This window comes from Bartonella sp. OC16QHHD, assembly GCF_042194035.1.
Taxonomy (GTDB): domain Bacteria; phylum Pseudomonadota; class Alphaproteobacteria; order Rhizobiales; family Rhizobiaceae; genus Bartonella.
Window position 1 is genome coordinate 1 of the sequence record NZ_JBHIMJ010000001.1, and the last position, 23,082, is coordinate 23,082.

General features: G+C 37.1%; 22 protein-coding genes and 4 pseudogenes. 18 read left to right on the plus strand and 8 right to left on the minus strand.

Going from position 1 to position 23,082, the window contains the following annotated elements; translation table 11 throughout:
• Positions 1-167: 167 nt before the first annotated feature.
• Positions 168-473 carry a BrnA antitoxin family protein gene (locus tag ACFIK1_RS00005; protein WP_375661774.1) on the minus strand — a complete coding sequence of 102 codons (306 nt, stop codon included), beginning with the start codon at positions 471-473 and terminating at the stop codon, positions 168-170.
• Positions 451-645, minus strand: a complete 195-nt coding sequence (locus ACFIK1_RS00010; protein ID WP_375661775.1) for a BrnT family toxin — start codon at positions 643-645, stop codon at positions 451-453. Before ACFIK1_RS00010 ends, ACFIK1_RS00005 begins: the two co-directional genes overlap by 23 nt.
• 354 nt (positions 646-999) lie before the next feature.
• Between ACFIK1_RS00010 and ssb the strand changes: the two genes are divergently transcribed.
• From ssb to ACFIK1_RS00035, 5 genes and pseudogenes are all read left to right on the plus strand, one after another.
• Complete coding sequence (gene ssb, locus ACFIK1_RS00015; RefSeq protein ID WP_375661776.1) at positions 1,000-1,383, plus strand: single-stranded DNA-binding protein; 384 nt, start codon at positions 1,000-1,002, stop codon at positions 1,381-1,383.
• Entirely contained in the window at positions 1,383-1,703 is a 321-nt protein-coding gene (locus tag ACFIK1_RS00020) for a hypothetical protein (protein WP_375661777.1), read from the plus strand. The genes ssb and ACFIK1_RS00020 overlap by 1 nt, the downstream gene beginning before the upstream one ends.
• Positions 1,690-2,193, plus strand: a pseudogene (locus ACFIK1_RS00025) (hypothetical protein). The gene ACFIK1_RS00020 and the pseudogene ACFIK1_RS00025 overlap by 14 nt, the downstream one beginning before the upstream one ends.
• A gap of 96 nt (positions 2,194-2,289) precedes the next feature.
• Entirely contained in the window at positions 2,290-2,547 is a 258-nt protein-coding gene (locus ACFIK1_RS00030; protein WP_375661778.1) for an AbrB/MazE/SpoVT family DNA-binding domain-containing protein, read from the plus strand.
• On the plus strand, positions 2,547-2,879 hold the full coding sequence (locus ACFIK1_RS00035; protein ID WP_375636703.1) for a type II toxin-antitoxin system PemK/MazF family toxin: 333 nt from the start codon (positions 2,547-2,549) through the stop codon (positions 2,877-2,879). Before ACFIK1_RS00030 ends, ACFIK1_RS00035 begins: the two co-directional genes overlap by 1 nt.
• Before the next feature lie 191 nt (positions 2,880-3,070).
• Here the strand turns inward: ACFIK1_RS00035 and ACFIK1_RS00040 are convergent, their stop codons facing one another.
• Positions 3,071-3,367, minus strand: a complete 297-nt coding sequence (locus ACFIK1_RS00040; protein WP_375636702.1) for a hypothetical protein — start codon at positions 3,365-3,367, stop codon at positions 3,071-3,073.
• A gap of 50 nt (positions 3,368-3,417) precedes the next feature.
• Complete coding sequence (locus tag ACFIK1_RS00045) at positions 3,418-4,029, minus strand: hypothetical protein (RefSeq protein ID WP_375661779.1); 612 nt, start codon at positions 4,027-4,029, stop codon at positions 3,418-3,420.
• A gap of 307 nt (positions 4,030-4,336) precedes the next feature.
• Here ACFIK1_RS00045 and ACFIK1_RS00050 point away from each other — a divergent pair, with 307 nt between their 5' ends.
• The 3 genes and pseudogenes from ACFIK1_RS00050 to ACFIK1_RS00060 all read left to right on the plus strand — a co-directional run bounded on the left by ACFIK1_RS00050 (position 4,337) and on the right by ACFIK1_RS00060 (position 6,906).
• Positions 4,337-4,651: a hypothetical protein gene (locus tag ACFIK1_RS00050; protein ID WP_375661780.1), complete on the plus strand. Its 315-nt coding sequence runs from the start codon at positions 4,337-4,339 to the stop codon at positions 4,649-4,651.
• Positions 4,632-5,957 (plus strand): annotated as a pseudogene (locus ACFIK1_RS00055) (PBSX family phage terminase large subunit). Before ACFIK1_RS00050 ends, ACFIK1_RS00055 begins: the two are co-directional and overlap by 20 nt.
• A gap of 424 nt (positions 5,958-6,381) precedes the next feature.
• Positions 6,382-6,906: a hypothetical protein gene (locus ACFIK1_RS00060; RefSeq protein ID WP_375661781.1), complete on the plus strand. Its 525-nt coding sequence runs from the start codon at positions 6,382-6,384 to the stop codon at positions 6,904-6,906.
• A gap of 987 nt (positions 6,907-7,893) precedes the next feature.
• Here ACFIK1_RS00060 and ACFIK1_RS00065 read toward each other — a convergent pair.
• From ACFIK1_RS00065 to ACFIK1_RS00080, 4 genes are all read right to left on the minus strand, one after another.
• A complete protein-coding gene (locus ACFIK1_RS00065) occupies positions 7,894-8,679 on the minus strand; it encodes a DUF1499 domain-containing protein (RefSeq protein WP_375661782.1) in 786 nt (261 codons plus the stop codon).
• A gap of 527 nt (positions 8,680-9,206) precedes the next feature.
• Complete coding sequence (locus tag ACFIK1_RS00070; protein ID WP_375661783.1) at positions 9,207-9,746, minus strand: hypothetical protein; 540 nt, start codon at positions 9,744-9,746, stop codon at positions 9,207-9,209.
• The gene (locus ACFIK1_RS00075) at positions 9,739-10,335 is read right to left on the minus strand and encodes a DUF1214 domain-containing protein (RefSeq protein ID WP_375654977.1); all 597 of its coding nucleotides are present in this window, start codon (positions 10,333-10,335) and stop codon (positions 9,739-9,741) included. The genes ACFIK1_RS00070 and ACFIK1_RS00075 overlap by 8 nt, the downstream gene beginning before the upstream one ends.
• A gap of 17 nt (positions 10,336-10,352) precedes the next feature.
• Complete coding sequence (locus ACFIK1_RS00080; RefSeq protein WP_375661784.1) at positions 10,353-12,506, minus strand: transglycosylase domain-containing protein; 2,154 nt, start codon at positions 12,504-12,506, stop codon at positions 10,353-10,355.
• Positions 12,507-12,852: 346 nt separating this feature from the next.
• Between ACFIK1_RS00080 and ACFIK1_RS00085 the strand changes: the two genes are divergently transcribed.
• From ACFIK1_RS00085 to ACFIK1_RS00130, 10 genes and pseudogenes are all read left to right on the plus strand, one after another.
• Complete coding sequence (locus tag ACFIK1_RS00085; RefSeq protein WP_375622279.1) at positions 12,853-13,089, plus strand: hypothetical protein; 237 nt, start codon at positions 12,853-12,855, stop codon at positions 13,087-13,089.
• 21 nt (positions 13,090-13,110) lie between these two features.
• Entirely contained in the window at positions 13,111-13,776 is a 666-nt protein-coding gene (locus ACFIK1_RS00090) for a response regulator transcription factor (RefSeq protein ID WP_375661785.1), read from the plus strand.
• Complete coding sequence (locus ACFIK1_RS00095; RefSeq protein ID WP_375654975.1) at positions 13,776-15,194, plus strand: ATP-binding protein; 1,419 nt, start codon at positions 13,776-13,778, stop codon at positions 15,192-15,194. The genes ACFIK1_RS00090 and ACFIK1_RS00095 overlap by 1 nt, the downstream gene beginning before the upstream one ends.
• A 234-nt stretch (positions 15,195-15,428) precedes the next feature.
• Positions 15,429-16,199: a tetratricopeptide repeat protein gene (locus ACFIK1_RS00100; protein WP_375634274.1), complete on the plus strand. Its 771-nt coding sequence runs from the start codon at positions 15,429-15,431 to the stop codon at positions 16,197-16,199.
• A 77-nt stretch (positions 16,200-16,276) separates the two neighbouring features.
• Positions 16,277-16,755: pseudogene (gene ccmE / locus ACFIK1_RS00105) on the plus strand (cytochrome c maturation protein CcmE).
• A gap of 7 nt (positions 16,756-16,762) precedes the next feature.
• Positions 16,763-18,741, plus strand: a pseudogene (locus tag ACFIK1_RS00110) (heme lyase CcmF/NrfE family subunit).
• 1 nt (position 18,742) lies between these two features.
• Complete coding sequence (locus ACFIK1_RS00115; protein WP_375634247.1) at positions 18,743-19,153, plus strand: cytochrome c-type biogenesis protein CcmH; 411 nt, start codon at positions 18,743-18,745, stop codon at positions 19,151-19,153.
• Between the two features lie 217 nt (positions 19,154-19,370).
• Positions 19,371-20,882 (plus strand): Do family serine endopeptidase, encoded by a 1,512-nt coding sequence (locus tag ACFIK1_RS00120; protein ID WP_375611163.1) that lies wholly within the window; start codon positions 19,371-19,373, stop codon positions 20,880-20,882.
• 72 nt (positions 20,883-20,954) lie between these two features.
• The gene (locus ACFIK1_RS00125; RefSeq protein ID WP_273791552.1) at positions 20,955-21,641 is read left to right on the plus strand and encodes a response regulator transcription factor; all 687 of its coding nucleotides are present in this window, start codon (positions 20,955-20,957) and stop codon (positions 21,639-21,641) included.
• A complete protein-coding gene (locus tag ACFIK1_RS00130) occupies positions 21,638-23,020 on the plus strand; it encodes an ATP-binding protein (protein WP_375634245.1) in 1,383 nt (460 codons plus the stop codon). Before ACFIK1_RS00125 ends, ACFIK1_RS00130 begins: the two co-directional genes overlap by 4 nt.
• Positions 23,021-23,082: the final 62 nt, after the last annotated feature.

Here is a 23,082-nt window from a genome sequence, read left to right on the forward strand (position 1 = left end):
ACAGCAGTTGAAAATACGCGTAACCTAGCCTTAGGAGGCAAGCGCATTTCATTCATGAGAATAGGCAAGCCTAGTGAAGAGTGTCATGACAGTAGCAATTCTAAAGCGGCTTAAAACAGCAAACTAGTGAAAAGTGCTGATTGATACTCTTTGTAGCAGGAAAGAGGTCAACGCATTGAACGAAGCATGGCGTCACGTAAAATTGCGTTAATCCGTGTTTGATATCCTTTCCCTTGACTTTTAAGCCACACTAGAACGTCTGAATCCACACGTACTGTTGTGACAGTTTTGGTTGGTTTATAGAATGGATTGCGAACGGCGTTTTTCCAGAATGCATCATTGAGTGACGGAATATCACTATGATCAATTGCACTGTCCGGCATTGCAGCCAGCTTATCAACTTCAACTCTCTGTTTATCTGTCAAAGGTGATAAGTTACCTACATCAATTTCATAAAGAACTTTCTTCTTCATAACGTTTCCTTTCTTTCGAGTTAGCTCGCCGCGCTGAAATAATACGGATTACTTCTATACCATCTTTATCATCATGGACAGTATGCGCCACGAGCGGCAGTAAAAAACCATCCACAAGACCCAAAGTTTGCCAACGATATTCTCCGTTTTCAATACGGTCTTGTTTAACCATGGAGAATAGATCAGAAAAAACATATGCAGCTATTTCAAAACTTTACACGGTGCTTTCTAAGATTACTTTTTGCTTTAGTTTCATCCCATTCAAATCTTATTTTCATATCTTATGTTAATACATTTATGTATGTATTTCAAGAGTTTTAAATGAACACTGAACTATTTATGTTTTTTTGCATATTAAATATAATTTTATATGTTAAAAAACAATAATATCCTTTTGAAATAATTGAAAAAATAAGCAAATCATGCTAGGATTTTGTATGTATTAAAATACAAATTTAAGGTAAAAAACATGCTAAATAAAGTGATGTTAATTGGCTATTGAGGTGCTGATCCCGAAAGCAAAACAATGAATTCTGGAACAGAAGTAGTCAATTTTCGTATGGCAACTTCTGAAAGCTATACGGATAAAAATACTCATCAAAAAGTAGAGAAAACTGAATGGCACTCCGTGGTGATTTTTAATCCACATTTGGCAAAAATTGCACTTCAATATCTCAACAAAGGTTCAAAGGTCTACGTAGAAGGCAAATTACAAACACGCAAATGGCAAGATAAAAATGGTCATGACCGTTACACAACAGAGATTGTTTTACCGCAATTCAAAGGCGAGTTAAAGCTCTTAGACGGAAAAAATAACGATAATCAAGAGCCATTATCTTCTTATGACAGAAGTTTCCAGCAACCTCTTGATATGCCTCATACTGTTATAAATGATGAGGTTCCTTTTTGATGTTAATGAGTCAATCCAATTCTTTGCAAATAATTATACAGAATAATATGCTTATGCAACAAGCGTTGTTAGGGAATAAGGGTAATGATGTATCTGCTACTGGTTTTGAAATAGCGATAATCATTGTAGTTATGTTGACATTGGTTGTATTCGTTTGGGGGCTGGCTAATGATAAAATAAAGATAAGTATACTAACTATAATTATAGGTCTCTCTTTATCCACGTGGTTATTTATTTTGGATAAAGAAACATGTTTAGCATCAGATAAAACTGGGAAAGATATTAGACAGACATTTGGGGGTATAAGTGAAAAAAAATAAAAAGAAAGATGCTTACATTTCACAAGTGAAAGTACGTCAAGATCCTGTTAATCAATTGGCAATTGAAATGCGTGCTAAACGCTTTGGTTTGACTATTGAAGAGGCTAAAAATCCGCTTGCTGGTACTTATGTTGGGCGGCTTTGTTTGCAAGGCGTGCTTACTCAAGACCAGTATGATGCTGCGCAAAAATATCTTGAAGTGAAAAATGACTATTTGTGTGCAAAAGGTTTACCAAGCGCTGTTTATGATGAAATACCATCGTCTTCTGATGACAAAGCAAGAGAAAAATGGGTTGAATTTGCAACAAAACAATTTTTGAATATGTAAGAGGCGATAAAAGAAACACAACATCTCTATAGACAGTATAATCTTTATGCAGCAGTACAATATCTTGTTTTTGAAGATCAAACATTACCATATCTTGTGAATTCATTGCGGGTCGCTCTTAACGCGCTTCATAAATATTTTGACAGAAAAACTAAATGGTAAATGTTTTATTGTTCTTTTTCCATAAAAGCATGAAAACCTCTTGAAGAATATGCACTAGAATGTTATATTTTTATATAATATTAAAGGGAGTGTTTTATGCACACAACAAAATTACGTAAAGTTGGAGGGTCAGTTATGCTCTCTATACCGCCCGCATTGCTTGATGTTCTTCATCTTTCTGAAAACACGCAAGTGGGTTTGGCTATTGACAATGGACAATTGGTTGTAAAACCACAGGCATTTTCTAGCTATACTCTTGAAGAATTGTTAGCGCAATGTAATCCTTCGGACGATTTTGCAGATGATGATATGGAGTGGTTTGATGCCAAGCCTGTTGGCAGAGAGCTCTTGTAATGAAGCGGGGCGAAATTTGGTTTGTATCGCTTGACCCAACTTCTGGTTATGAGCAAAAAGGAACGCGTCCTGTACTGGTTGTGTCACCGGAGGCGTTTAATCGTGTCACGAAAACACCTATTGTCTTGCCTATTACAAGCGGAGGAAATTTTGCAAGAACAGCAGGGTTTGCTGTTTCATTAGCAGGAACCGGATTACATACAACGGGCGTAATACGTTGTGATCAACCACGAGCTCTCGATATAGCAGCGCGTCAGGGAAGGAAAATGGAAACGGTTCCCCCCATGATTATGAATGAAGTGCTTGCCAAGCTATCAACATTTCTAACTTAGTTTTTTATGCATCTTTAAGAACGATGCTAAAGTAAGCAATGTGACGTGAAACGTTTCTCTGTATAACGCCTTGTAAAAGACTAAGGAAAATAATTCATTCTATTGTACGCAGAAGTGCCTCTTTTTGTTTCTAAAAATAAGAAAGATATGAAGTATTTGTTTTGTTTTATGATTTTTAGTATTTTTATTCTTCACTTATAGCTATTACAATCAACATCTTGAAATTTATCATAACCATAGTAATCTTTATGTTGCTGTTTTAACATTTTACATAGATTGTATCGATTAATATCAAATTTTTCGAGCACTTCGTTTGGAAGATCATATAAATTTCGAGGACCAACATCAAACATATCAACTGCATCAGCTAGGTTATTTGGAATGCGGTTCTCATCTGCATCTGATTTTTGTCCGCAGTTGGTAAGAAAAAGCACACTGATTACTATGATTAATAAGTAACTTATTTTTTTTGCTGATAAATAATTCATTATTTCTTTTATGGCTGGAGTTTAAGTATATATTAAAGATTAAGTATATATTAAAGATTAAGAGTTTTCTTAATAAGGTGATCCATCTTATCAATTTCATTGCTTAGTGGATCAATCATGTTATTTACTTTTTTAATATTCTGATGAAGTTCAAAAAATTGTGCCTCATAATTCAACACATCAGATGTGTGCTTAGACTTAGATGCTTTTGCCATGGCTTGAAGCACTATGTGCCGCTTTTGAACAAGGCTAAAAATGGATTGTATTGTCTCATGTCTTGCTTTGATTGCTTTATTTCGTGTATGAATTATAGTGTACAATCCATAATTCTTTTGTTGATCCTGTCTTGGACTCATATTGAGTAGTTTTATAGTCAGGGCATCCTGTTCTTGAGCTATTGTTTCCCACTCATTGAGGGTGATTTCTAGAAACTTCTGCGTGTCATTCCATCCCCTTTCCGCATTTTCTTTTGCATTTTTTTCTAGGTGCAGTTTTTCAATTATTTTAGAACAAAATAATTCATTTATACTGGCATAACCATGTGCCGTTAGCAAAAGATATGCCATAAAAAACGCAATCGTTAATATGTTCTTTTTAAATACAAATATTTTTGTAAATGTCTTTTTAATTCTACATAAAACTGCTTTTTTGAAAAATAACATTAATTCCCCCCCACTTTTTGCTAATCAATAATTTAGCGCTTCCGTATAATTGATTCGTTTAGATAATACAATTGTGAATTGCTTAGTGTTAAAGACACTAGATTTAGGTGAAAAAAATAAAAAATACACAATATCGTGATTTTTTTGTTGACAGGATATGAAAAATAGTGTTTTATGGCATTGCTGTACTAGTCGAATTGCGTCTAGAATTACGGTAGAGGTATTACCTCTCTTATAAGTTTATCTGATTGTTCAGAGCCCTGCTTTTGCGGTTTTTTTATTGTCTTGTTTACAAAAAGAAACACACATGAAAACCACTGAAAAACTTGCAAAAAGAACGCCCCCAAAGGCAGGTCAAGGGCGGGTAAAAGGTGTGCCAAATAAAACGACACGTATTTTGAAAGAAGCAGTGCTTAAGGCAGCAGAGCGCGCTGGTAAGAAATATGGTGATGATGGTTTGATCTCTTATCTCGAAAAACAGGCAATCAAATGCCCCGCTGCTTATTTAGCGTTGCTTGGTAAGGTGTTGCCTTTACAGGTAACAGGTGAAGATGGGGGAGCCATTAAGATGATAACGCGTGTAGAAATTGCGCCTTTAGTTCATGACAACACGACAGATTAATATTGTTCCAAAACTCATTCCTATTTTTACAGGAGACGCTTTGGTACGAGCGGCTTGGGGTGGACGAGGGTCTGGGAAGACAAGATCATTTGCCTTGATGGCTGCTTTAAAAGGCTATCAATTTGGTAGGAGAGGGATATCAGGCACTATACTTTGTGCACGGCAGTTTCAAAACTCGCTAGCAGAAAGTTCATTGGAGGAGATTAAGCGCGCCATTGAAGCGCACGACTTTTTAAAGGACTATTACAAGGTTGGGGAATCTTCGATTAAGTCGATAGATGGTCGCGTAGCCTTTCAGTTTTCTGGTCTTGACCGTAATATTGCGAGCATTAAATCGATGGGGCGCATTTTGCTTTGTTGGGTTGATGAAGCAGAGCCCGTTACAGAGACGGCTTGGCAAACGCTTATACCGACTTTGCGAGAAGAAGGAGAGGGATGGCGGGCAGAATTATGGGTGACATGGAACCCGTTGCGAGAGAATGCCCCCGTTGAGAAGCGGTTTCGCTTTTCAGACAATGAGGCAATCAAGCGTGTTGAGATCAACTGGTCAGACAATCCGAAGTTTCCCAAGATCTTGAATGAAGCGCGGCTTGATGATCTGAGAAACCGTCCAGAGACCTATAAGCATATCTGGGAAGGGGCTTATCTTACAGCGGTTCAAGGCGCTTATTATCAAAAGGAAATGTTGGTAGCCGAGCAGGAGGGGCGGATAGGGCGTGTTGCTCGTGATCCTTTAATGCAGATACGCGCCTTTTGGGATATTTGGGGGTACGGGCGCCAAGGCAGATGCCACGGCGATATGGATAGCACAGTTTGTGGGGCGAGAGATCAGAGTGCTTGATTATTACGAAGCACAGGGGCAGCCTTTATCGGAGCATATCGGTTGGTTGCGTCAAAATGGTTATGAGAAGGCATTGATGGTTCTCCCCCATGACGGTGCGACCAGAGACCGTGTGCCCAATGTGAGTTTTGAGAGCGCTTTAAATGATGCGGGTTTTGAAACGCAAGTGATCCCTAATCAAGGGGCAGGGGCGGTTAAGATGCGTATAGAGGCGGTGCGTCGTATTTTGCCGTCTGTTTGGTTCAATGAAGAGATGACGGTCGCAGGGCGCAAAGCACTGAATTGGTATCACGAGAAATGGGATGAGAAGCGCAATATTGGCTTGGGAGCAGAGCATGATTGGTCCAGTCATGGGGCGGATGCCTTTGGTTTAATGTGCATTGTCTATGAAGCACCCAGTTCAAACCCAAGCAAGAGCGTTATTGCACTATGGAAAGAGAAGCGGCATCATGGATGGCATTCTAGATCAAGACTTTCAAAAAACGACAATCCTCGATGAATATGAAATCTATAAGCGTTTAAAGTCTTGGTACGCAGGAGATAAAGAATCACCAACTGCATCATTATGATACAGTTATTTTTAATAATAAAAGGAGGATTTAAATGGGTAGTTCAAGCTCATCAAATGATTCAAGTAGTAACTCACATCCAAAAAGTTGGCTTTTTCCAGAAGATGATTATAGTACAGACGCTTATGCCCAAGCAGCAGGTACAGGTGGCATTGTAGGAGCAATATTAGGAGGTGGTGCTGGTGCAGCTGGAGGTTCTATTGCTAGACCAGGAGGTGCAGGTGCTGGCTTACTCGGTGGAGCAGTAAGCGGCGGAATAGGAGGAGCTGGTGATTCAAGTAGTAACTCACATCCAAAAAGTTGGCTTTTTCCAGAAGAAGATGATTGTAGCCCAGGAGCTCATTCCCAAGCAGGCAGGTGCAGGCGGACTCGTAGGAGAAGTAATAGGAGGTATTACTGGTGCAGTTGGAGGTCTTTTTTCTGGACCGGGAGGTGTCGGTTCTGGCTTTGTCAATGGAGCAATAGGAGGTGGACTAGCAGGAGCTGGTGACGCTGTGGTAGATAAATACAATGCATGCTATACGGCACCAAGTTGTGAAACAAGCGATTATGTTGAAGCAGCTGCCATACACGGAGGCATAGGACTAGCATCTGGTGCATTATTTGGTCTGGGAGGAGCAGCAATAGGCGGATTAGAAGGAGCTGCTGACGGTTTTATAGATAAGTACAATGAATGCCATCCGAATCCAAGTTGTGAAGTAAGCGATTATGTCGAATCAGCAGCCATAAAGGGAGGCGTAGGAGCATTAATTGGTTTATTAGGTGGTCCGGAAACAGCAGTAGCAGGCGGATTTGGAGGAGCTATTAGTGGTTTTAAAGATAAGTACCAGCAATGTCATCCGTAAAGTGGAGGGACACTGTTTCTAATTTATTTAGAAAATAGCTAGTAAGATATTTCTGAGATCAGTGATATTGTAAACATACTTTAAAGCTATGGCTAAACTGATTTCAGGGATATTTTTGTGTGTGATAATAGATATTTTATTTTGGATTTTTTTGTTATGAATACTTTTACTCGCTCCTTAGTAACAGCAATTGGATTTGGATTTTGCATGTTTTTTTACAATAGATTTAAAGGTGAGAACTGGAGTATAAAAAGGACAATATTATCAACAATTATGTTTTTTATATTATATTATTCTGGAAATTTATTAGTTAAATATATGGGAATTTTATAAAAATTATTTATATATAAAATTATAATTATTTGAGTTAAGTTTATTATTTGAATTATATTCTATTGCTCTCTCTCTATTAAATCATTCATAAAGTAGATGAAATTTCAGTCTGGATTTTTTGTTATGCATACTTTTACTAGCTCCTTATTGGCAACGTTTATATATGGATTTTGCATGTTTTTTTACAATAGATTTAAAGGTGAGAACTGGAGTATAAAAAGGACAACATTATCAACAATTATGTTTTTTATATTATATTATGCTGCAAATTTATTAATTGAATATATGGGAATTTTAAAATAATATAAAATCAAGTTGTTATATTATTTTAAAATATAATTATAAGGTGTTATTTGTAGAGTTATTTATAAAAAATAAGTTATTATTTTTATATAATATTTATCTTTAAAAAAATGTTTACTGATTACATTGTGATAGATACTTTAAATCAGTATTATCATCAAGAGTTCTGTTTTTTATTTCCTATTTTTGAATCTTTTTAATTATTTAAAGAATGAGTTGTTTTGAGATTATTGTCTTTTGTATAAGCATTGTCAGTTTATAGTTTTTGAAAAGTGATTCTCTTCTTATGTGTCATATTTATTGAAAAATAAGCAATTTTTATGAAATAAAGTGCCTTATCTCTCTTGATTTTTATCCATCATCTTGTGAGAGAGGAAGTGAGGCGATTTCTGTATCAAGTGCATCCATAAAATCGATAATAAAAGCAGCATTTGTCCCCAAATCTCTTGGCAAATAACGAGAAGCAGAACGCATATCAACAAAAGTTGTATCCCCTTCATCAGTTAAACGAACGACAATATCTGAAATAAAGCCAAGGTAAAAAGTTTTTGCTCTCGTTTCGATATAAATTTCATTTTCTTCGCCTTTGAATTCTCGTTGCGCTACAACAGGCCAATCATATGCAGCTAAAACATTAAGAACAGATTCGCGAATACGGTCAGGTGAGCCATCATAACGGCGCCCCGATATTTCTGGCCATTGTGACATCTGTATTGCTGCTTGTTCAGTCAAAACACTTTTGAGCGGTAAAGCATCGCTGGGACGTATTGTGCGAAAAAAAGCCGGCGGGCTTTGTGTATCGGTAGAAATATCGTAAAGAGCCGGTAAGGTAAACCAAAGTCCAAAAAAGAGCATCAATGGTGTCGCAGTTATGAGTGAATAAATGATCCCTTTTAAAGCTTTCATTCCCCCTAGAGCACCATATAACCATAAACTATGAAGTGCTTTAATAGCCAGAAAAAGAGAAATAATTACACAGCCAGTAGAGATACCTATCAAAATTATGAAGTCGCTTACGTTAATGACGGAAAAACGTTGTAAAATGACTGAAAATAATAAAATAAAGAACGAAAATCCACCAAATCGAGGGGACCATACTGCTGCTCTTGAAACGAACCGAACATATCTCTTCTTCATGAAGTTTTTCCCCTCAATTGTAAACTATAAGCCAAGTTTTTTCAGAGTGCTATCTTACAAAAAGCTTATGCTCATAAAACAAAAATAAAGCACTTATTTTTGAGGTCAAGGATGCGTAATGTCTTATAAGTTTCCAGCGATTGTTTTGGCACTTCATTGAAGGTAAACAGTATTTCTTCTATAGTTTATCATGTTATTGATGCGAATTTTATGGGAATGTTTGTAAATAAAAAGAAATAAACTCAAATAACAAGTTTTACAATTGTTAGCAGCATATTTTTTTAGAGCTTTACTCTTGATTTTTCTCTTCTGATTGCGGGGAGTTTTTTCTGTCAGATAATGCGTATCAAATAGGATATGATGATGTGCAATAGAGATTTCATTATATCTCAATAAAAAATTGAGGGATTTATAATCAGATAAATTTGAATATTCAATTAATAGAGAAAAAAGATAACCATTTTGATAGGCTTCATGTATTTTGTATAGAAAGTAAGGTGTTGTACAAATGAGAGGTTAGTCGGTTTTTATTCATAAAATATACGGCAGGTCGCAGATGAAAGGAAAGCTTCACTTTCTTTTTTCGCAAGGGAAGAAGGGACAAAAGTACGTAAAATAACAAACCCTTCATTCAAATTTTTAGCAACCAAAACTGAATTGGTATTTTTTTTAGGTTTTGATTTTTTGAGTTCTATGATTTGTATTGGTTTTCCAATGATAAGATCGAGTGTCGCATCAGGGGCTGTTCGGTCATTAAGGCTATAGAAAATAATTCCGTCGTGTGTGTAGGCTGCTAGTGACCAAAATTGTCGTGTTTTCAAAGCTTTTAAATGAACAGGTCCATTTTCAAGATTAAATCTGCAGACTTTAAGAAGAAAGAGTGGATCAGCAGATTGCTGAATAGGATTATTGGGCGTAAAATCGACAAATTGATAAGAGGTTCCAGATTTTTTTAGTGTTGTCCATATATTATCTTGTGCCCAGGTGGGGATCAGAAAGAGAACGCAAATATGAACAATAATAGCGCCAATGATTGCAAGAAGTGCGATATAAATAAATCTAGTCACAATTTATTTGTCCTGATGGGATTTGTTCTATTGATGGCATTGTAAGCGTTTGTAATGCCGTTGCTGAGATGATTGGGGTATCGTATAAAGTAAGAATAAGCCCGAATTCTTTTTGACTAACTGTTGCAAGCCAATTGCCGGTTTGCGGTGTGGGTGAAATATTAATGCGCAATGAGCCATCATGCTCATAGATAATATTGTCAGTGTGGAGTTCAAAAGGTATTTCTTTGGATGAAGTATAGGGTTTTAGGGATTTGTCAGCTGTATAAAGGGTAAAAAGACGGGTTTCAGGGATGGTGCCTTTGAGTAAATAATGACAGTGATGATGAAGTGGACGCCCTTGGTTATCTTGCCAAATCTGGAATTGAATACCTTCAGTTCGTCCGAGTGAAACAATGCCTTGTTTAGCGGTGCGGGCGCGGGTATAAGGATCCATATTGGCTGTTCCCATTTGTGGATAAGCACTCCATTTTCCAATTCTAAAGAGTCCAAAATGAGGAAAGGAATTGAGCACATAATCGACACTCAGTTTTCCACATAAAATGGAAAAAGCGAAGATAAAAAAGAAAATGGTGATATTAAAAAACATCAGTGAATATCTTGAATTCAAAATGTTGAATCTCCAGTTGTTTTCATTTTCAAAGAAATTGCAGATGTTTTTTTCAGATCTTTGTTAATCAATCGCACAATATTCAATGTTTCAGGAGAAAGCGTAGAGGGTATTGGAGGAGGAACTTCAGAATCTGCATGGGAAGAAAGTACTGGGGGCTGATAAGGAGGAAGGAGAGAATCTTGAACACCATAGAGCTGTTTGAGCATGATATTTTGATGTGCAGCAAGCATGATGCGATGCCATATCATGGCAGGAACGCCACCCCCAAAAGCACGATTCATCGGTGAAAAGTTATCATTTCCCATCCATACGGCTCCCGTATAATTGCCTGTAAAGCCAACAAACCAAGCATCACGATAAGATTGTGATGTTCCAGTTTTCCCTGCGACGAGAGTTATGGGCAGAGCAGCACGCTTACCAGATCCTCGTGTCGTGACACCCACCATCATTTGGTTCATATAAGCTGTTGATTGTCTGCTGAGAACTCGGTGTAACTTATTTCCGTTATGTTCGAAATCCCACACGACACGACCATCAATTGTTTTGATTTGCGTAAACCCATGACGATTACCCGCTATTCCTCCATTGGCAAAGACATTAAAGCCTGTAGCTTGATCCATGGGGGTCATATTGGAAGTGCCAAGAACCATTGTTTTGTGTGATAAAATATGCGCGTTAATCCCCATATTCTTGATGAGATCTATGATGGGTTGGGTATCACGGTTAAGATATTGATAGGTGAGATACACAGGGACTGTATTAATAGAAAAAGCTAAAGCTGTTGCTAAATCAATTTTTCCCAAATAACGACCAGAATTATTTTTGGGTGTCCAACCTCCCCAATTGATAGGAGCATCTAAAACGATTGTCGAGGGAGACAGTCCGTGTTCCAGTGCGGTTGCGTAAACATAAGGTTTGAATGAAGAACCAGTTTGCCGTCCGCCTTGTGTTGCTCTGTTAAATTGGCTCTTTTTATAATCGAGTCCTCCAACAATTGCGCATACGGCACCGTTATTATCGAGTATAACGGTGGCAGCTTGGGTTACGCGATATTGTTGACCATATTGATGTAAATGATATGCGATTGATTCTTCTGCTGCTTTTTGAATATTCGGATCAAGGGTTGTTTGAATAATTAAACTATGGCTTGGAAGTTGATTGCGCATTTTTTTGACTTCCTCGAATGCCCAATCAAGAAAATAATCTGGCTGATTATTTTCTATTTGGGGAAGTGCCTTAGCAGGGTGGCGATGCGCATTGATAATTTGGCTCTTTGTCATAAAGCCACTATTAACAAGATTAGAAAGGACGACATTGGCACGTGTTTGAGCAGCAAAGAGATGACTATGAGGAGCATATTTTGTTGGAGCTTTAAAGAGTCCTGCTAACATAGCAGATTCATTTAAAGATACATGACGTATGTTTTTTCCAAAATAAAATTTTGCCGCTGCGGCAATACCAAAATTGTTTCCTCCCATATAGGCTCGGTCAAGATAAAGTTGCAAAATCTGTTTTTTGCTAAAATTTGCTTCTAGCCAAAGAGCAAGATAAGCTTCTTTGATTTTACGTGTTATGGTTCTCTCGTTTGTTAAGAATAAATTTTTAGCCAATTGTTGTGTGAGAGTTGAACCACCTTGCACTACACCTTTAGCTTGCATATTTTGTGAAATTGCCCGTGTAAGTCCTTGAAAATCAATACCCCAATGATCAAAAAAACGACGGTCTTCTGTAGCGAGAACCGCTTTAATGACAGTGTCAGGCATTTCTTCAACGGGGACAGAGATTGCCGGCAGTGCACCACGGTGCCCAATGGAATTTCCATAGCGATCTAGAAAAAGAATGGAAAAGTTTTTAGGAGAAGACCAATCTGTTTTGGTCAGTTCAAAAACAGAAATGCCAAAAATGGTAAAAAGAGTAAATCCCATCAACCCTAATGTTAGTATTTCATCGAGAACTTCAACGATAAAACGTTTCCATCCTTGAAGATGAAAATTTTGTGAGACGATTTTTGCCTTTTTCCAGAAAAAACTGTTAGCAGAACGAATGTGATAAAGCGCTGTGTCTAATCGTGCGTCTAATTCAATGAGAGCAGGACTATGAAATGGCTTACGGTGTTGCCCTTTCTTTTTTTTAAAAAAATCAAACATTTAAAGAGAGCCTATGGCAAAGCAATACAACCAAACAAATCTACAATAATTATATGGAGTAGAAGTATTTTTTTTCTATAGTTCTAACAGAGAAAGAATTTGTTTTAGAATTATGCATTTTTTGTAAGATAGTATATTAATATTTTATTATTTTATTGAATAAATTTTATTCTCATTATTAAAAATATTTTTTTGATTTTTTAAAAATTTGGAGTAATGTTAATATGTTCTTCTGTAAGATAGAGGATAAATTGTTTTCATTTGTGATTTTTTAATCGACCAAAAAAAACCATTATTTCTTTTATCCTTTATCAAGGAAGAGAAGAGATGGGTTATTGAAATATTTATGATGAAAAAAAAATTCTTGTTCGTAATAATAGCAGCTTTTTTAGAAGCAGATTCTGTTCTAGCTTCTGGGTGTGCTGAAGTAGGTAAGAAGGCTGCCGCGCAAGAGAGCGGGGTTCTCGTCCGTTCAAAACCGGTTGTTCAGGATGGAAAGGACATGTGTGCAATTGTGGTTGTTGTACCAGCCCGTAATGGTGAAAAGTTACGTCGTGTTGAGTTTTTTGTTCCTGCTGATTAGTCTTTAGCAGATGGTGTTGTGATGCGTATCTTAATTGTTGAAGATGATCGGAATCTTCACCATCAATTAGCAGAAGCTGTAAGACGTGCAGGATATGTTTCCGATAGTGCTTTCGATGGTGAAGAGGCTTATTTTTTAGGTAGCACAGAGTCTTACGACGCGGTGATACTTGATATAGGTTTACCGCAGATTAATGGTATTAGTGTTGTTGAAAAGTGGCGTCAAGAAGGGATCTCCATGCCTGTTTTAATGCTAACAGCGCGAGACCGTTGGTCTGATAAGGTGCACGGTATTGATGCTGGAGCTGACGATTATGTTGTGAAGCCATTTCATTTGGAGGAAGTGATGGCGCGCTTGCGAGCATTAATTCGTCGCACTACGGGACATGCGACGAGTGCATTATGTTGCGGAAATGTTTTATTGGATACAAAGACGTCTCGTGTTTTTGTGGATGGTCAATTGATTAAACTAACATCTTATGAATTCAGACTGCTTTCGTATCTCATGCATCATTGTGACAGGGTCATTTCAAGAACAGAGCTTACTGAACATCTTTATGATCAGGATTTTGATAAGGACTCGAATACAGTGGAAGTCTTTGTAGGTCGGTTACGGAAAAAGCTTGGAGTGGATTTGATTGAAACTATTCGAGGAATGGGATATCGCGTGAGAACGCGAGGTGATTAATGAATGTTTTTGAAGAGAATAATTGGTATAGGAGGTTCTTTTTTGTAATTACTCGATCTCTCAGTTTACGTGTTATGATCTTATCAACATTATGGGTTGTTATTTCTCTTTTATCGATTTCTGCAGTAAGTATTTTATTTTATAAGCGTTCGACTGAACAAAGCCTAGAGCGTATCCTTTCTGCTCAACTCTACAGTCTTATTGCAACAGTGACGGTGTCATCAGAAGGTACTTTAAGAGGAGGGGCTGGGATTGATGATATTCGTTATTCTGATCCAACAACAGGATGGTATTGGGAAGTTGTTGCGATATCCCATAATTTAAAAGGAAGATTGACATCCCCCTCATTGGGAACAGGCGAGATATTTACACCAAGTGATGTTGATATACCTTTTAACAATAAATTCTTTCGCTCTTATCGGATAACGGGGAACAATGGTCAAAAGCTACAAGTGATTGAGAGTGATGTTGTTCTTGATAATAAAAATCATATTGCACGTTTTCGGCTTGTTGGGAATATCGATGAAGCTCATGCCCAGGTAAAGGAATTTAAGCGAACTTTGCAAATTTTTCTTTGGAGTTTCGGTATCGGGAGTGTTCTTATTAATATTGCTATTATTTTCTTTAGTTTTCAACCGTTGAAGCTTATTCGACGTGCATTGAATGATATTCGCGAAGGAAGAGTTCATTATGTGAATACGGATTTAGTAAGCGAAGTGATGCCGCTTGTACAAGAGATGAATACTCTCATTAATAATAATCAGCGTATTATTGAGCGATTTCGCACACAGGTTGGTAATCTCGCGCATTCATTGAAGACGCCTCTATCCGTGATTATGAATGAGACAGATAAGATGCGCGGAGAAAAGGCTAGTTTGTTGAGAGAGCAAACGCAAATAATGCAAGCTCAAATCAATCATTATCTTCAGCGTGCGCGGATTGCAGCACAATGCGATAGTGTTGTCTATCATACGTCTGTTCGCAGTGTGCTTGAACGCTTGGTGCGGGTTATGAAAAAGCTTAATCCTGAAAAACAAATTCAATTTATTATGGATGTTGATGATATTGTTTTTTCTGGAGAGAAGGAAGATTTAGAAGAAATTATAGGGAATCTGATTGAAAATGCTACTCAGTGGTCTCGCGCAAAGGTTTTGATCTCTTGTTGTTTAGAAGAAAATGCTGAAGAAACAGAATATTTTAGTATCTTTGTAGAAGATGATGGTCCTGGTTTAACAGAAGACAAAATTGATGAAGCATTAAAAAGAGGGCGGCGGTTTAATGAAAGTAAACTAGGGTCAGGCTTAGGGTTAGCAATTGTTTCAGATATGGTCAGTGAATATGGTGGCAATCTCTTTTTATCACGTTCTGATTTGGGTGGATTGTATGCAAAAGTTTTATTACCTAAGATGGGAGAATAACATATTTTCTCCTTAAGCAAGAAATGTCTATAAAGTTTGTAAAGCAGTATTTTCAGACAACACATCAACAGAGTAGGGAAACATTGTTTTTAGTTTCTTTGTTTAATTGATGTATATAATAGATTTTATAATATTCTCCATGAAAAAATGAATTTTAATTAATTTACATCACTTTTCTCATGAAGAGGATAAAATGTAAGCGAGTTATTCTCTGTTCGTATTGGAAAAAACGATATGCTCTTATTAATTTTTGCAGCATTTTTTCTGATTTTTCTGGCAAGTGTTCTTTTTCTTTCACTACGTTTTGACGATGAGATAAAAAAAGAATGGAAAGTTCAAACCGTGGATGGTTACAGAAGCCATAAGCGTATGATTGAGTTTAACAAGCTTTATATGCATTATAAAAAAAGAAATATTCTTAAGGCTTTAAGTATCTTGTTTGTTCTCCTTATGACATGGAATATTTATGGGCTGACAGGCAATCCAGAAGTGAAAAGTTATTTTTTTAGCGAATTAATGGATAAAAATCCTCAAACTCTTAGTAAGCAAGAAAAGCTTATTCGTTTACAAGTGCTTTTTTTCCGTGCACCTCATGATGGCAAGCTAGCAGATGCGTTAGCGGTAGGGTATCTCGAAGAAAGCCTTTTTCAAGAAGCAGTGAATACTTATTTAGATGCACTTCGTTTGAATGGAGAAACAGCTCCAAGGCTTGTAGGATACGGTTTAGCATTGGTTGGTTATGAAGGGGGAGTGATAACGCAAGAAGCGCAAAATGCTTTTCAAAAAGCAGCAGATTTAGCGCCAACAGATTTTTATCCACGTTTATTGTTGGCAGATGCATTGCATCAAGCAGGAAAAACTGCGCAGGCAGTGCAATTTTTACAAAGCTTTCTTGATACAATGCCTGAAAATTTTTCAGGACAATCACGTGTTAAAAAAATGATGATTCAGTTACGTGATTTATCGAGTGATCATACAAAGAAAAGAAATCTTGCACCTATGTAGAAGATGTGCAAAGCTCTTAAAAAATAAAATATTGATACTTAGTTATAACGTATTTAAAATTTTTTCGCAGAGTGTCTATGAACAGTCAATCTTTAAAGAATTCTACCTCATGGAAGGTTATTTTAGAGCAGCGAAAAAAAAGCGCTTACTGATCATATTATTATGTTGTTTGGTTATAACAATTGCAGCAAGTCTCATAGTGTATGCAATGCGTCATGCGGTCAGTTTTTTTAGAATGCCCTCTGAAATTACAAGAGAAGATATTTTAACGGAGCGCCCTTTGCGTTTGGGTGGCTTTGTTGAAAAGGGAACTGTTCAATATGTTGGAGAGAGAGGCGTTGTTTTTTTTGTAACGGATAACAAAAAACATGAAAAAGTAGTTTTCAATGGTGCCTTACCGGATCTTTTTCGTGAAGGTCAGGGGGTGATCGTAGAAGGGCATTTCGATAAACAGGGATTTTTTATAGGGATGCGTATTTTAGCAAAACATGATGAAACTTATATGCCTAAAGAAACAGCTGATCGTTTGAAAAAACATTACATTATGGAGAAATAATTCGATTGTGCTTGTCGAACTGGGTCATATTTTTTTAGCTGCAGCATTTTCAGTAAGCTTATTAGGGGCATTTTTACCTGCTTTAGGTTTTTGGTGGAGAGAGCGTTTGTTAATGCAAACAGTTGTTCCTCTAACATATATTACTTTTACATTACTGCTTTTATCTTTTTTAGTGATAATTTATGCTTATGTTGTATCTGATTTTTCTGTTTTGAACGTTGTTGAGAATTCTCATTCAGAAAAACCGATGCTCTATAAAATTACAGGTGTTTGGGGCAACCACGAAGGCTCTATGTTGTTGTGGGTTTTAAGTCTTGCTTTTTTTAGTGCATTGATGGCTTTTTTTAGCCAACATTTGCCAGAAGATTTTAAGACGCTTGTTTTAATTTGCCAAAGTTGGATTACAACTGCTTTTCTTTTATTTATTCTTTTTGTATCCAATCCATTTTTACGCGTAAATCCACCAGCATTGCAGGGAAATGGTCTCAATCCTCTTTTACAAGATATCGCATTAGCAATTCATCCACCGCTACTTTATTTAGGTTATGTCGGTTTTTCACTTTGTTTTTCTTTTGCCGTTGCGGCATTGATTATGGGACATGTTGATAGAATTTGGGCGCGTGGGATTCGTCCGTGGCTTTTACTTGCTTGGTGTTTTTTGACATTGGGTATTATGGTTGGCTCTTATTGGGCTTATTATGAGCTAGGATGGGGAGGCTATTGGTTTTGGGATCCTGTTGAAAATGTTTCGTTTATGCCTTGGCTTTCAGGAACGGCTCTTTTACATTCTGCTCTTGTTCTCGAAAAACGAGAAATATTGAAAAGTTGGACTCTGTTTTTAGCGCTGCTTACTTTTTCCCTTTCTCTGATGGGAACTTTTCTTGTGCGTTCTGGGCTTTTAGTTTCTGTTCATAGTTTTGCTGTTGATCCAGCACGCGGGCAAGCAATTCTTGCTCTTTTATTTTTTTTACGGGAGCTGCTTTTCTTCTTTTTGCTTTGCGTATCCCTATTTTAAAAACAGAAAGATTTTTTCAACCAATTTCACGTGAAGGGTTTATTGTTTTAAATAACTTGTTACTGACAACAATAACAGCAACAGTATTGATTGGTACGCTTTATCCTTATTTTATTGAGATATTAACAGGGCAAAAAATTTCTGTAGGGGCTGCTTTTTTTAACCTTACCTGTGGACCGCTAATGGTTTTGCTGTTGTTGTTTGTTCCATTTGGGACAATGATGGCATGGAAACGCGGTGATTTTCTTGCAGTTTTTGAACGGTTGTGGTTTGTTTTTGTATTGGTTGGTATCGTCTGTTTTATAATATTCTATGCGGCATCTGTGCGTGATATTTTTGCAGTTTTAGGGATTGGGCTTTCAGCGTTTGTTTTTTTAGGCAGTTTAGCGGATCTATGGGGAAAGAGTGGATATGGCAAGAGAGCTTTTTCAGTACGCGTTAAGAGATTTCTTGGATTGCCATGGTCTACTTTTGGTGCAGCAATAGCACATATGGGATTAGGCATTACATTATTTGGTATTGTTTGCGTGGTAAGTTTTGGGCAAGAACGTATTTTAATCATGAACGTAGGGGATAGGGTGACGATAGCGGATAAAACGCTTCATTTTGATGCAGTGCATGATGGTGTTGGTTCGAATTATTCGACAATGGAATTTTATTTTAAAATATATGAAAATAAAAACATTGTGGGTCATGTAACAGCCTCAAAGCGATTTTATTCAAGCCAAAATACATCAACAACAGAAGTTGGTCTTAAAAATTATGGCTTATCGCAGCTATATATTGTACCGGGACATATCGATAATCGGGGTCTCGTTGTGCACGTATGGTGGAAGCCTTATGTAATATGTATTTGGTTAGGGGCATTCATGATGGCTATGGGGGGATGTTTTTCTCTTTTGGGGTATTGGTTTCGCATTGGCATGTACAATAGGATAGTGCTTGCTTTAAATTTTTGGAAAAGACATTGAGATGAAAAAAATTCTTTGGATTGTATTTTTTTTAATTGCAACGTTTCCTTTTCGATTAGCAATAGCAGTAGAGCCGGATGAGATTTTAAAGGATAAGATTCTTGAAGCGCGAGCACGCCATATTTCATCGCATTTACGTTGTCCGGTTTGTCAAAATCAATCAATTGATGATTCAGATGCTGCTTTAGCAGGTGATTTACGGCTTTTAATTCGGGAAAGGCTAAAAATGGGCTATAGTAATCAGCAAGTCACTGACTTTCTTGTTGAGCGATATGGTGAATTTATTCTCTTGAAACCACCATTGAATAAAATAACTTGGTTTTTATGGTTCTCGCCTTTGATCATTATTATCATTGGCGTAAGTATTATATTTTTCCACTTCAAACGGAATAATCATGCGTTATGTGAATGAAAAAGAACAGTCAAAAATGTCATTGCATTAAAAAAATGTTACATAAAAGAAAAAAATCAGATCATCTGCAATAAGCAGACAATCTTATTGTAATTATATTAGGGAATACTGAAACCTTACAAAACTTTAATAATTTAGACAGAAAACGGTAAGGTCTGGTATTTTATAAGTGATCGGAATTGAAATATAGGTATGATTGAATAGGAGCATAGAATAAATGGTTAAAAAGGCTTTCTTTAAAACATTTGTCGCAGTGAGTTTTTCTGCGATATTGGAAAGTGCACTGTTTTTTAGTGGATGTACATCAAGCTTGTGGATGACAAAGGCTCATGCAAGTTCTGTATTTACTTCGTTAATGCAACAACAGGGATTTGCCGATATTGTTGCTCAAGTGAAACCAGCCGTTGTGGCAGTACAAGTAAAGAGCAATAAAAAGAAAGAAGATAGGTTCTTTAGCAACTTTTTTAGTGGTCCAGGACTTGATCAATTACCAGATCAGCATCCTTTAAAAAGATTTTTTAAAGAGTTTTATGATTTTGATAAACCTAAAAATAAATTTCCGCACCAATCGCAGAGACTCCGTCCTGTTGCTTTTGGATCGGGTTTTTTTATTTCGTCTGATGGTTACATTGTGACCAATGATCATGTGATTTCTGACGGAACAAGTTATACTGTTGTTCTTGATGATGGTACAGAATTGAACGCAAAGCTCATTGGGAAAGACCCAAAAACCGACCTTGCCGTATTAAAAGTGAATGATAAAAGAAAATTTTCTTATGTTGATTTTGGTGATGATTCAAAGCTTCGTGTTGGGGATTGGGTTGTTGCTATTGGGAATCCATTTGGTCTTGGTGGAACTGTGACAGCAGGTATTGTTTCTGCACGTGGACGTGATATTGGCACTGGTGTATACGATGATTTTATTCAGATTGATGCTGCTGTTAATAGAGGAAACTCTGGTGGTCCAACGTTTGATCTTAATGGAAAGGTTGTTGGGGTTAATACAGCAATTTTTTCTCCTTCTGGAGGAAATGTTGGGATTGCTTTTGCTATTCCAGCAGCGACTGTAAAACAGGTTGTACAACAACTTATTGAAAAAGGTTCAGTTCAACGTGGTTGGTTAGGTGTTCAGATTCAGCCGGTAACAAAGGAGATTTCCGATTCAATAGGATTGAAAGAAGCCAAAGGTGCTTTGGTTACTGATCCGTTAAAAGGACCGGCAGAAAAGGCTGGTATTAAAGCGGGTGATGTAATTATTTCAGTGAATAATGAAAAAGTTGCTGATGCGCGTGAGTTGGCGAAACGTATTGCAAATATTAAACCAGGAGAAATGGTAACCATAGGGATTTGGAGATCAGGTAAGGAGGAGAGTATAAAGGTTAAACTCGCTTCAATGTCTGAAGATGAAAGTAAGAAAGAGACTTCAAAATATTCAAATGGACAGAGTGATTTAGATGAAACATTGGAAGATTATGGTTTGATTGTTATGCCTTCTGATGATGGTGTAGGGGTTGTCGTAACGGATGTCGATACCGATTCAGATGCTGCAGATAAAGGGATACGCCCTGGTGATATCATTGTGACAGTAAATAATAAACCGGTTAAACGAGTCTCTGATATTATTAACACAATCAAAAATGCTCAGCAGTTAGGACGAAAGGCTATACTCTTACAAGTGCGAACAAATGATCAAAATCGTTTTGTTGCTCTTCCAATTTTCAAAAAATAAGGCTTTAGTTGTAGGACAAATGTTTATTAAATATTTGTCCTACAACATAATAAAATAATGGAGATACGTTTTATGAAGATACTCGTTATTGAAGATGATCATGAGACGGGGCATTATCTCGAAAAAGCATTTTTGGAAGTAGGGCATTCTGTTGATGTTGCTTATGATGGGGATACGGGATATGCTTTAGCAACCACGGAAAATTATGACGTTATGGTTGTTGACCGAATGCTTTTGCATCGTGATGGTCTTTCTATTATTGCTGAATTGCGCGCTAAAGGCAATGAAACACCGGTTCTTATTCTGTCTGCTTTAGGGCAAGTTAATGATCGTGTAACGGGGCTGCGTGCAGGGGGAGATGATTATTTGACAAAGCCTTATGCTTTTTCTGAACTTCTTGCGCGTGTTGAAGTTTTACAACGGCGGAAAAATCCTAAAGAAGCAGAAACTGTTTACTGTGTAGGTAATCTTGAGCTTGATCGGTTAGCACATACGGTAAAACGAGGTGATAGAAACATTCTATTGCAACCACGAGAGTTTCGTTTACTTGAATATTTGATGCGTTATGCGGGGCAGGTTGTTACACGCACTATGCTTTTGGAAAACGTTTGGAATTACCATTTTGATCCACAAACGAATGTCATTGATGTCCATATCTCTCGTTTGAGAGCCAAAATTGAAAAAGATTTTGATGTTCCCCTTCTCCATACAGTGCGTGGAGCTGGATATATGCTGAAAGTACCAGATAACAAAGCATGAATCGTTTGATTAATATAATGCGCACGACGGCGCTAAGGCTTTCAGCACTTTACATTTTATTGTTTGGATTGGTGGCAACAGGACTTTCTATTTATATGACGGCATTTTCTGCTTCATTGTTAACAGAGCAAACTGAACAGGCTTTACATGAAGAATTAAAGTATATTGAAAATGCTTATAATTATGGGGGATTATCCTTATTAATGCGCACTATTGATTATCGTTCAAGACAACCAGGAGCATTTCTTTATCTTGTTACAGATTCTATGGGGCGTATTTTAGCAGGAAATGTAGCACGTATTGAATTAGGTCTTTTGAATCAGAGTGGTTTTATTTCTACCTCTTTTTTGTATTCCCGTTTTGGAGAACATGGCAAAACAAGTGAACATCGCGCTTTGGCGGTTATTGTTGATTTGCCTAATGCTATGAAGATTCTTATAGGACGTGATTTGGATGAGCCAGAACGTTTTGCTGTTGTTATTCGCAAAGCTGTGATCATTGCACTTGCTGCAATGGTTGGAGGCGCTTTACTCATATGGTTTTTTGTTGGCAGGAGAGCTTTACAAAGGATTGATCATGTAACGGCTGCATCACAGCGCTTGATGGATGGTGATTTCAGTGGGCGTTTACCTGTTTCTGGAGTAGGGGATGAGTTTGATCGATTGTCAACCAATCTTAATGTTATGTTAGACCGCATTGAAGAGTTAAATATTGGTTTACGTCAAGTATCAGATAATATTGCTCATGATCTGAAAACGCCGTTAACGCGTCTTAGAAATCGCGCTGAAGAGGCACTTTCAGGAAATAAGACAAAGCTTGAATATCGTCAGGTCCTTGATAGGGTTATTGCAGAGTCAGATCAACTTATTTGTACGTTCAATGCGATTTTAATGATTTCACGTATTGAGGCCAGCAGTGCAATTGAACATCTTGAAATGATGAATATGAAATTGATCATTGAGGATGCTGTTGAGCTTTACGAACCTTTTGCTGAGGAGTCAGGTGTTTTACTTCAGTTGGGAGATATATTTGATAAAGAGCTAAAATTGAATCGTGAGCTTGTTGCACAATCAATTTTTAATCTTATAGATAATGCAATTAAATATGCGCCTAAAGGTGGAAGGCAAGCGAAGGTTTGCTTATCAATGGAATATCGTGATGAACATTTATTAGTTGTTGTGAGCGATAATGGACCAGGAATAGCAGAGGATAAACGTGAAAAAGTGACAGAACGATTTGTTCGTCTTGAAGAAAGCCGCACACAACCTGGGTTTGGGATTGGTTTAAGTATAGCAAAAGCGGTTATGAAGCTTCATGGGGGTGAATTGTTACTTGAAAATGCAAATCCAGGGCTTAGGGCTATTTTGTTATTTCCTTAAAGATATTTTTCTTCTCTTTTCATACGTAACAACTATTTTAAAAGTATAAAGCAATAGAAAGG

Excerpts from the sequence above, each read along its gene's own strand:
- ACFIK1_RS00005 (WP_375661774.1), bottom strand. The coding sequence starts at position 473 with ATGAAGAAGAAAGTTCTTTATGAAATTGATGTAGGTAACTTATCACCT.
- ACFIK1_RS00010 (WP_375661775.1), bottom strand. The coding sequence starts at position 645 with ATGGTTAAACAAGACCGTATTGAAAACGGAGAATATCGTTGGCAAACT.
- ssb (WP_375661776.1), top strand. The coding sequence starts at position 1,000 with ATGAATTCTGGAACAGAAGTAGTCAATTTTCGTATGGCAACTTCTGAA.
- ACFIK1_RS00020 (WP_375661777.1), top strand. The coding sequence starts at position 1,383 with ATGTTAATGAGTCAATCCAATTCTTTGCAAATAATTATACAGAATAAT.
- ACFIK1_RS00030 (WP_375661778.1), top strand. The coding sequence starts at position 2,290 with ATGCACACAACAAAATTACGTAAAGTTGGAGGGTCAGTTATGCTCTCT.
- ACFIK1_RS00035 (WP_375636703.1), top strand. The coding sequence starts at position 2,547 with ATGAAGCGGGGCGAAATTTGGTTTGTATCGCTTGACCCAACTTCTGGT.
- ACFIK1_RS00040 (WP_375636702.1), bottom strand. The coding sequence starts at position 3,367 with ATGAATTATTTATCAGCAAAAAAAATAAGTTACTTATTAATCATAGTA.
- ACFIK1_RS00045 (WP_375661779.1), bottom strand. The coding sequence starts at position 4,029 with ATGTTATTTTTCAAAAAAGCAGTTTTATGTAGAATTAAAAAGACATTT.
- ACFIK1_RS00050 (WP_375661780.1), top strand. The coding sequence starts at position 4,337 with ATGAAAACCACTGAAAAACTTGCAAAAAGAACGCCCCCAAAGGCAGGT.
- ACFIK1_RS00060 (WP_375661781.1), top strand. The coding sequence starts at position 6,382 with ATGATTGTAGCCCAGGAGCTCATTCCCAAGCAGGCAGGTGCAGGCGGA.
- ACFIK1_RS00065 (WP_375661782.1), bottom strand. The coding sequence starts at position 8,679 with ATGAAGAAGAGATATGTTCGGTTCGTTTCAAGAGCAGCAGTATGGTCC.
- ACFIK1_RS00075 (WP_375654977.1), bottom strand. The coding sequence starts at position 10,335 with ATGTTTTTTAATATCACCATTTTCTTTTTTATCTTCGCTTTTTCCATT.
- ACFIK1_RS00080 (WP_375661784.1), bottom strand. The coding sequence starts at position 12,506 with ATGTTTGATTTTTTTAAAAAAAAGAAAGGGCAACACCGTAAGCCATTT.
- ACFIK1_RS00085 (WP_375622279.1), top strand. The coding sequence starts at position 12,853 with ATGATGAAAAAAAAATTCTTGTTCGTAATAATAGCAGCTTTTTTAGAA.
- ACFIK1_RS00090 (WP_375661785.1), top strand. The coding sequence starts at position 13,111 with ATGCGTATCTTAATTGTTGAAGATGATCGGAATCTTCACCATCAATTA.
- ACFIK1_RS00095 (WP_375654975.1), top strand. The coding sequence starts at position 13,776 with ATGAATGTTTTTGAAGAGAATAATTGGTATAGGAGGTTCTTTTTTGTA.
- ACFIK1_RS00100 (WP_375634274.1), top strand. The coding sequence starts at position 15,429 with ATGCTCTTATTAATTTTTGCAGCATTTTTTCTGATTTTTCTGGCAAGT.
- ACFIK1_RS00115 (WP_375634247.1), top strand. The coding sequence starts at position 18,743 with ATGAAAAAAATTCTTTGGATTGTATTTTTTTTAATTGCAACGTTTCCT.
- ACFIK1_RS00120 (WP_375611163.1), top strand. The coding sequence starts at position 19,371 with ATGGTTAAAAAGGCTTTCTTTAAAACATTTGTCGCAGTGAGTTTTTCT.
- ACFIK1_RS00125 (WP_273791552.1), top strand. The coding sequence starts at position 20,955 with ATGAAGATACTCGTTATTGAAGATGATCATGAGACGGGGCATTATCTC.
- ACFIK1_RS00130 (WP_375634245.1), top strand. The coding sequence starts at position 21,638 with ATGAATCGTTTGATTAATATAATGCGCACGACGGCGCTAAGGCTTTCA.